The sequence below is a fragment of the Allobaculum fili genome (assembly GCF_020969955.1).
In the GTDB taxonomy this organism is placed as follows: Bacteria; Bacillota_I; Bacilli_A; order Erysipelotrichales; family Erysipelotrichaceae; genus Allobaculum; species Allobaculum fili.
In genome coordinates, this window is record NZ_JAHDSX010000007.1 from 60805 (window position 1) to 68972 (window position 8168).

An 8168-nucleotide genomic window follows, 5' to 3' on the forward strand; every position below is an offset into this window, starting at 1 on the left:
TTTCAGTATAGACGACCTGAAAGCGATTCCAGACGCTTTGGAAGATTCAACAATACTCAGATTGCAGACAAAACAGAGAAAGGGAAGAGGCCGCTGTATTTCGGTCATTGGAGGGATCATCCGAAAAGCGGAACTTTATAATGAAGACTGTAATTAAAGATCGTACAAAGCAAAAAAGATACGTATGATCAGGAGGTACTCGCTTAATGTGTACAGGTCTTTCCTATTCCAATGGAAACAGCCACTACTTCGGACGCAACCTGGATCTGGAAATCGATTATCCAGTCGATGTCGTCATCACACCGCACAACGTCCCCTTTAAATTCCGTCACACCGACGCCATGGAAAGCCATAACGCTATTATCGGTATGGCTATGCCGATTGATAACTACCCTCTGTACTTCGAGGGAATCAACGATAAAGGACTGGGCATGGCCGGTCTGGCTTTCTGGACCAGCTGCCATTATTTCCCAGTCATGGAAGACAAGCTGAACATCGCTTCGTTCGAGCTGATCCCTTATATCCTGGGCAAATGCTCCAGCGTCGATGAAGCCGAAGAAGAATTCAAGAAAATCAACATCTGCAATACCGGTTTCTCGGAAAAATTCCCGCCAAGCCCGCTGCACTGGATCATTTCCGATGCCAAACGGACGATCGTTGTCGAACAGACCAAAGAACGCGGTCTGAAAGTTTACGACAACCCGTATAACGTTCTGACCAACGAACCGGAATTCCCGTTCCACAAGAAAAATCTGCTTTACTACTGCAACGTATCCAACGCCATCCGCGGATTCGATTCCACTCGTTTCTCTCCGAATTTCCCGGATTTCGTTAAACTCGGTGCCGGCATGGGATCGGCTGGACTGCCTGGCGGTCTGGATTCCATTTCCCGTTTTGTCCGCGTTGCCTTTACACGTCTGAATTCGAATATCGAAAAGAATACCGAAGAAGCCAATATCCAGGAATTCTTCCATATCCTTTACAGCGTGTATCAGACCAGTGGCTGCGATCAGGTTAAAAAGGGTGAATACGAAGTTACCCTTTATACCTGCGGCGCAAACCTCGAAACTGGCCGTTTCTATTATACGACCTACTGGAACCAGAACATTACTGCCGTCGATATGCATAACGAAGATCTCGAAGGCGATAAGCTGATCGTTTATCCAGTGGTTCGTGATCTGAACATCCCGGTACAGAACGCTAAATAAGCAGATTCGCAAACTCTACAGAATTGCGTATACCCAATATGCCGAATAAGCCGTCCGTGCGCACATGCACAGGCGGCTTTTTATCTGCCTGCGAAGGACGGTCCATAAACGATTCGAATCGGAGAAATTGGTATACTGATACCATGAATTTTTCGAATGGATTGCGAATTTTTCTGATTTTTTTATGTGCACTGGCGATTCTGATTGGAATTCTGTTTTCGAGCGGGGCGTTTCGAAACGACCTGGAAGTGAGTGGGATGACGATCGAACTTTCCGATCTGCCAGAAGCCTGGGACGGCGTGAAAATCGCTCATGTTTCGGATCTGCACGGAAACAATCCCAAAAGCATGATGGAAGCGATTGAGAACGATCATCCCGAACTCATTTTTGCGACGGGGGATGTGTATGATGGTGTCCAGCATGCGGATACGACCAATAAAGTTCTTTCCAGCCTTTCAAAAATCGCCCCGGTCTATATGGTCAGCGGCAATCACGAATATTACAGCGGCCAATGGAAAAAACGGGCCGCCAATCTGGATCAGCTTGGCATAACGCTGCTCGATCACGATGTGATGACTCTGTATAAAGAAGGACAGCCGCTGGAAATCGCGGGCATTCAGGATCCCGATTTTCATTACCGCTGGTCTTTTGATCGGCGTCTTGAACAGTTGAATGAAGACATCGGAAAGCTTCCTGAAAAGAAAGCCTGTCGTCTTCTGTTATTTCATCGTGCAGATCTGTTTGATTATCTGGAGAAGACGCAGGCCGATCTGGTTTTCAGCGGACATATCCATGGCGGACATATCCGACTGTTTGGAAAAGGGTTTCTGCAGCCAAACGATGGAAACGGCTCCCGCTTCTTTCCCAAATACGACAGCGGCTTATTCGAACAGCCCGATGGCATGAAAATGATCGAAAGCCGGGGACTGGGCGATCAGATGATTATCCCGCGTCTGTATAATCGTCCGCAGCTGCTTTTGATTACGCTGAGAAGAGCGCCGGAAAAGAAATAATCGTATCGGAATGGGTTTCAAATACGGTATGGATTTAGACGATTCGACAATCCGGACCCATTCATTGCTCTTCCTGATCCAGGCCCGATACAATAGAGCACGTGTCGGTTCTGACCGTCTTTTCATTTCTTCTCTTCGAGCAGGGAACGGTTCAGAACGGACAAAGATTTGAACTAGCAATACAGAACGAAACAAGAAGGAGGAATTTATGTATCCGATTCTTTTCTCGATTGGCTCTCTTCACGTCTATTCCTATGGACTGATGATTGCGATCGGCATTCTGGTCGCCTATTCACTGGCTGAAAAGAAAGTCAAAGCGAAAGGGTATGATCCCAGGCGGCTGGAATGGCTGGTCTTTACGGTACTGGCTGGCGGTGCGCTCGGCGCCAAAGTCCTTTACTGGATTACCCGTATTCCCGATATGGCTACAGACCCAACGATTTTTACCGATCTGGGTTCCGGCTGGGTCGTTTACGGCGGCATTATCGGCGGTCTTATCAGCGGCTGGTACTACTGCAAGCTGCATGCCATGAATTTCTGGGAATGGTTTGACCTGATCATTCCGGAAGTCGCTTTAGCTCAGGCCTTTGGCCGTATTGGCTGTCTGCTTGCCGGCTGCTGCTATGGCATTGAAATGACAAACGGTTTTGGCATCGTGTTCCCGGAAGGATCCGAAGCACCGGCGGGCGTTCCGCTTTTTCCGTCACAGATTGTCATGTCCGTGTTCGACTTTGGACTTTATCTCTTTCTCGAATGGTTTTCGAAGAAGAAAAAGTTCAACGGAGAAGTCGGTGCAGCCTATCTGATCGCTTACTCCGCCGGACGTCTTGCGATTGAATTCGTCCGCGGCGATATGGTTCGCGGTGTCGTAAACGGTCTTTCCACATCACAGTATATTTCGCTCTTTGTCTTCGCCTTTGCGCTGGCTGTGCTCTTAGCGGGACGCTCCCGGCTTAAAAACAAAGACCAGAAATAGACAGATTTTAAGAAAAGAGAAACAGGCATATGAAAAGCTTCCTGATTGAAGAACCAGACAGATCCGCTGTCTATTCTCAATACAGGAAGCTTTTTTAATGCCAGAAGGGGAGTCAGGTTCTTTGAAAAAGAGGGAATTCCTGGACACCAATCTGCCGGCGAAAGAGAAAGGCTCTGCGTATAAGCAAAATGGAAAGGAACTTCCAACCGCAAATTGAATTACTCAGGCATTTTCATATAGGTACTGGAGAGATCCAGAAGCGTCTGCTTCAGGGAGTGAGATCCTTTGCATCGGGTTTCGATCAGATCCAAAGCCTGTTCAATGTCCTCTTGTACCTCCTGGATCGTCCGACCAGGAAGAAGAGCGCGGTTTTTGTAAACAATGACGACATAGTACCAGTTTTGGGTATCTTCAAAGCATTTCAGCAATTCCTCAAGAAGAACCAGAGCCTCGTCTTCTTCGTGAATCGAGGTCAGAAAGTTCGAGTAGTCCAGCCGCGCCAGATTTTCCCGAAAGCGAGCCTGATCACCTTCCATCGCGTGGAGGTTCGTCAAAAGCTCTGCATACATCGTTTTGTAGGCGATCACTTCTTCATCATCCAGCGTCCTGTTCTTTGAAGAAATCGACGCAAGTCCGGCTTTGATTAAGTTCTGGTAAGAGCTGCAGGTCAGCAGATACCTCGAACCGTAATGCTTAAGTCGAATGGAATAGCTTTCCCGGAACGATTGAACGGCTTTCTGATGAGCAATATTTATAGGAAGGAAAAACAGTATTCTAGAGCGTTTGGACAGGCATCGAATGCCTGGAAGATTCGCCAAGCGCTTTATCCAGTTCACCCTGTTTAAAGGCAAGCAGGCTCGTCGCGTATCGCAATTCGCCGCAGTCGAGATTGGAAATCCGCCAGCCGGGCACAAAAGATTCAGAAGCATCCTGGTAAGACGGAAACAGTTTTGGATCATCAATGCTAAGCGCATTTTTTTCATGTTTCTGAGCCGCTGGAAGATCATTTTGACTGAGCGCAAAACGCATAGCGACGACCTCGTATTCGAAATTCAGACCATCCACTTTATCGGATCGCTGGGAAAGCAGGTATCGGACCTCCTCCAGACTCTTTTCTGTTTGGGCTGCTTCCTGACAAAAGGAGGAAATCACTGCAGAAAGAAGCAGTGAGCTGATTCGGTCTCCGGCAAGCAGATCTGTATCGGTCAGGCTGTACGCATACTGGCAGGCTTCTTTGGCATGATCAATATCGCTGAGTCTGTAAAAAGAGTAGGCAAGGTACCAGCCAGTCTGTATAGCGTGCATCCGCTCCAACAAGCCAAACGTCTCTTTATCTCGATGCTTCAGGTTCTCCCAGCAGTCGTACATCGTCTCAATCGGATGCAGTTCTTTCGGATAATGATAAAGATGTATGGAAAAACCTAAAAGATCTTCCATGGAAAGGGAAGGGTCTGTCAGATCTTCGTCGGACAAATTAAGCCATTGAAATTTTGAAGTGTTCATACGGTGAGCTCCTTATAAATTGTTCAGGGTATTCTGACATTCAGGATATTCGAGCACCTGTCAGTTTAGACGTTGTGAAAAGTACTCAAAATTCAGGGGTAAATGGATGCAGGTATACAAATAAGACTCTGTCGTCGCTCTGCCCATCGAGTGGAAATCTCGTTAGAATGAGGACAAAGGCAGGAAAAATGAGAATGAATTCAAACCAAAAATACAGAACCTTTGATCGATATCCGCTTGTACGGGACGAAGTGTATGCGGCATTTGCCCAAATTTATAATCCGGTTCTTCGCGCATTTGCGCTGAGTCACACATCCATGGTCGATGCCTATATGTCTATTTTGTGCAAAAAGAGAAATCTGGATCCAGAGCCTGGGAAAATTGCGGCCGTGTTGCACGATATTGGAAAATTTCTGGAGAATCAGCCATCCCGTTCCCATGCTCGCTCTGGGGCTGCCGCTGCGCGAAAGCTGCTTGCAGGACTGGACCGGTTTACGCCGGAAGAAATCGAGGAAATCGCATCGGCGATTGAAGTCCACTCCAATAAGCTCAATGTCGACAGTCCTCTGGCTGAAGCTCTGAAAGATGCGGACTGTCTGGCCGGGTGGTCAAGCAATCCTGGCGGAGTCATACCGCCGGAACGCGTAGTAAGACTTCAAAACGTCATGCAGGAACTGTCAATCGATCCAGATCCTCTTGAATACTGATCTCTGTACGGATTACGGAATCCATTTTGGATATTTAGAAAATTCTAATTCGATATTCAGAATCAAAGCGTATAGTTCGAGGCAAAGAGAGGTACGCATATGTTTACACTTTTGTCCTTCATCTGGCTCTGGTACGTCATTCTGGCGTTTCTGTTTCTTTTCTCCTTTATTTTTCATCCGATTCGAACCCTGAAAAAGATCTGCCTGTTCCTGCTGATTGGAACGCTGATCGTCGTCCTGCTTTTCTAATTGGCGAGCGCGTAAACAAGGGAATGAGCAGGACTTTTTTGTTCTGCCATTTTTTTCATTTAACTGAATGTTGAAAATAATTCCAGGATAAAATGAAATTTATTTATTAATAGTCAAACAAAAAGAAAGAGAGTCTCCAAAATTCCTCCGTACAGAAAAGGGAAGAAGCCTTAACGACCGAAGTACCCCAAAAACCATTTACTTTCATCATGCTGAAACCGGCGAACTGTTCCATCTTTGCGTTCGTTGTTTTTATATTTCAATAAAATGAATCTTGTATAAGCTGCTCGCGTTATGATTTTCTGCATTTCTTTTCCCTTAGAAGGGTATGAGAAAGCGGATTCAATGGTATCCTGAACAAAAGGGGATTCACATTCTTCAGGAGGTTGAAAGTATGCCAGATCATCGAACCGAAGCGGTTTTCAAACGGCTGATGGACGCTTCTCAGAGTCGAAAGATCAGTAAACTCTGCGGTCTTCGTTCGGTCGGAAAAAGATATGTAATCCAACAGTACCAGGCTTACTGTAAAGACCATTCCATTTATCCGAATGGATGGATTGAACTCGACTATTCCGGACCCGCCAATACACTGCCAAAAACGGCTTTGGACCTGTATGAATATATAATCCATAAAATCGGTGAGTATCGGCCCTGGAGCCGGACAGCAATTCTGATCAATGAACCAGATGCTGTAGAAGATCTGGAGTATGCGCTGGCTGGACTGCTCCACTGGTCAGATCTCGATCTCTTTGTTCTGACTTCACAGGCTGATGTGCTGCCGGAGAGGGAAGGTTCACCGCTGCGCGATCAGATCGAGACGATTAAACTCTTTCCGCTTTCCTTTAAGGAATACTGCGAGGGAAGAAGGGAAAGTCTGTCCGAGCTGTTTCTGGACTATATGGAACAGGGCGGACTGCCGCTTGCGCTTTCTGTTTCCGCAAAAGAGCGCCAGGATGTTCTCGAAAATCTGTATGACTCCATTCTTCTGCATTCCTTAGTCGAAAATCTGCGCTATGCGGATGTAGAACTCATGCAGCAGCTGACCGTCTATATGGCCAGCCAGTCGGGAGAATACATCTCAGGGCGGGGGACAAGTCACCTGCTGAGAACGAGAGTCAAAAAAGCTTCCGTAAACACAGTGAATGCCTATATGGAAGCCTTACAAAATTCCTATTTGATCAACGTTGTAAAATGCCGCAATCTACTGAACAATCAGATCTTCGAACGGGAAAGAAAATATTACTTTGCGGATACTGGACTGCTGAGCAGTCTGCTCAGCGATGGACAGGTTTCACCGCAGGGCGTTCTGGAAAATATCGTATGGCTCGAATTCCGTCGAAGAGGCTATTCGGTCATGACCGGAAGGAACCGACATTCCATTATCGACTTTGTCACTGAGAAAGATGGAATGAGAACGTGCTGGCAGCTGCTAGCATCGGTTCATGAAACCGAACTCTTTGAAGAAAAGCTGAAAGCTCTCGAAAGCCTGGATGACAACTGCGATCGCGTCATGATGACACTCGATCCGCAGGCAGAACTGCCCGAAGGCATTCGGTTTCAGGAACTGCTGTCGTTTCTGCTGGAAAAGGAATGAATCTATAAACGGGATGGGCCTCCATCTACGAATTACTATGGAAAAGATACTGAAATACCCGTCAGAAGGGGATCCTGACGGGTATTGTCGTATATAAGGAGATGTAACATCACACATCAACAACTTCGTATAATCTATATTATGTTACGTGTCTATATCTGCTTTATGTAAAGCGTTTTCAACCATTGATTTCTACAAAATGGCGTCTTTTACGTCTTGTAACATAATATGGGAATACACGTTTAGGGTTGTTGCAGCGTTCTTATGACCCATAAGATACTGAACAATCTTTACGTTTTTGCCCTCCCAGTAATGGGTATGGCAGATGAAGTGTACCCCATGTCAAGGACACGATAATTAGAGAGAACCCTTTGTTCGGACACGTTATCCCTGTTATCTGTTTGTCTGTTGTTTGAGCAGGATTTGTGAACAAATCCGATGAAGCGATGGGCTCAGAGTTTTTCTGAAGCGCTCCTTTACAGAGGGTTGCCCCCTGGTACACTGCTGAGCCTTCAGCTGAATGGTGAACCATTCAGCTGAAGGCGGCTTTTGTGGGTCCAGGGGCAAGGGCCCCGCTGTCAAGGACGGTCCCGCAGGGACCGAGTGGAAGAAAAATTCTGCGCCCCCCCTTAAATCCCATTCATTCTGAAAGAGGATATCGGCCGGTTGTTACGTATTTGTAGAACTCATCTGGTGACAGCTTCGCCAGATCCCACTGATACCGCTCTTCATTGTAGTAGCGGATCTGCTCGTCCAGCAGCGAACAGATCTCCTGGAAAGTCCGGCACTTCCATATGGCCGAAGAAGCTTTCCTGAGGAGCGTTGTCCCAGCAGTTTCCTCTGCGTGACATCGACTGGCGCAGTTTCTTCTGACGGAGCAGTTCCCGAAACCCGACACTTGTGTAGTAACACCCCTGA

The 8168-nt window shown here is 46.9% G+C and carries 8 protein-coding genes and 1 pseudogene; 6 read left to right on the plus strand and 3 right to left on the minus strand.

The window, feature by feature from the left end; genetic code table 11:
* The first annotated feature begins 206 nt into the window (after positions 1-206).
* From bsh to Afil_RS03035, 3 genes are all read left to right on the plus strand, one after another.
* Entirely contained in the window at positions 207-1208 is a 1002-nt protein-coding gene (gene bsh, locus Afil_RS03025; protein ID WP_230267044.1) for a choloylglycine hydrolase, read from the plus strand.
* A 143-nt stretch (positions 1209-1351) separates the two neighbouring features.
* Positions 1352-2221, plus strand: coding sequence for a metallophosphoesterase (locus Afil_RS03030; protein WP_230267045.1), 870 nt, complete (start codon positions 1352-1354; stop codon positions 2219-2221).
* A gap of 208 nt (positions 2222-2429) precedes the next feature.
* Positions 2430-3197, plus strand: coding sequence for a prolipoprotein diacylglyceryl transferase (locus Afil_RS03035; RefSeq protein WP_230267046.1), 768 nt, complete (start codon positions 2430-2432; stop codon positions 3195-3197).
* 218 nt (positions 3198-3415) lie between these two features.
* Here Afil_RS03035 and Afil_RS03040 read toward each other — a convergent pair whose 3' ends face one another.
* On the minus strand, positions 3416-4015 hold the full coding sequence (locus tag Afil_RS03040; RefSeq protein WP_230267047.1) for a hypothetical protein: 600 nt from the start codon (positions 4013-4015) through the stop codon (positions 3416-3418).
* Complete coding sequence (locus Afil_RS03045; protein ID WP_230267048.1) at positions 3972-4700, minus strand: hypothetical protein; 729 nt, start codon at positions 4698-4700, stop codon at positions 3972-3974. Before Afil_RS03045 ends, Afil_RS03040 begins: the two co-directional genes overlap by 44 nt.
* A gap of 194 nt (positions 4701-4894) precedes the next feature.
* On the opposite strand from Afil_RS03045, the gene Afil_RS03050 reads away from it, so the two are divergent.
* From Afil_RS03050 to Afil_RS03060, 3 genes are all read left to right on the plus strand, one after another.
* Complete coding sequence (locus tag Afil_RS03050; protein ID WP_230267049.1) at positions 4895-5407, plus strand: HD domain-containing protein; 513 nt, start codon at positions 4895-4897, stop codon at positions 5405-5407.
* A gap of 99 nt (positions 5408-5506) precedes the next feature.
* Positions 5507-5656 (plus strand): hypothetical protein, encoded by a 150-nt coding sequence (locus Afil_RS03055; RefSeq protein ID WP_230267050.1) that lies wholly within the window; start codon positions 5507-5509, stop codon positions 5654-5656.
* Between the two features lie 394 nt (positions 5657-6050).
* Entirely contained in the window at positions 6051-7250 is a 1200-nt protein-coding gene (locus tag Afil_RS03060) for an ATP-binding protein (protein ID WP_230267051.1), read from the plus strand.
* Positions 7251-8050: 800 nt separating this feature from the next.
* On the opposite strand, the pseudogene Afil_RS03065 reads toward Afil_RS03060, so the two are convergent.
* Positions 8051-8168, minus strand: a pseudogene (locus Afil_RS03065) (IS3 family transposase); the annotation flags it as partial.

Coding starts and splice junctions, on each gene's coding strand:
- Afil_RS03055 (WP_230267050.1), top strand. CDS start 5,507: ATGTTTACACTTTTGTCCTTCATCTGGCTCTGGTACGTCATTCTGGCG.
- Afil_RS03050 (WP_230267049.1), top strand. CDS start 4,895: ATGAATTCAAACCAAAAATACAGAACCTTTGATCGATATCCGCTTGTA.
- bsh (WP_230267044.1), top strand. CDS start 207: ATGTGTACAGGTCTTTCCTATTCCAATGGAAACAGCCACTACTTCGGA.
- Afil_RS03060 (WP_230267051.1), top strand. CDS start 6,051: ATGCCAGATCATCGAACCGAAGCGGTTTTCAAACGGCTGATGGACGCT.
- Afil_RS03030 (WP_230267045.1), top strand. CDS start 1,352: ATGAATTTTTCGAATGGATTGCGAATTTTTCTGATTTTTTTATGTGCA.
- Afil_RS03035 (WP_230267046.1), top strand. CDS start 2,430: ATGTATCCGATTCTTTTCTCGATTGGCTCTCTTCACGTCTATTCCTAT.
- Afil_RS03045 (WP_230267048.1), bottom strand. CDS start 4,700: ATGAACACTTCAAAATTTCAATGGCTTAATTTGTCCGACGAAGATCTG.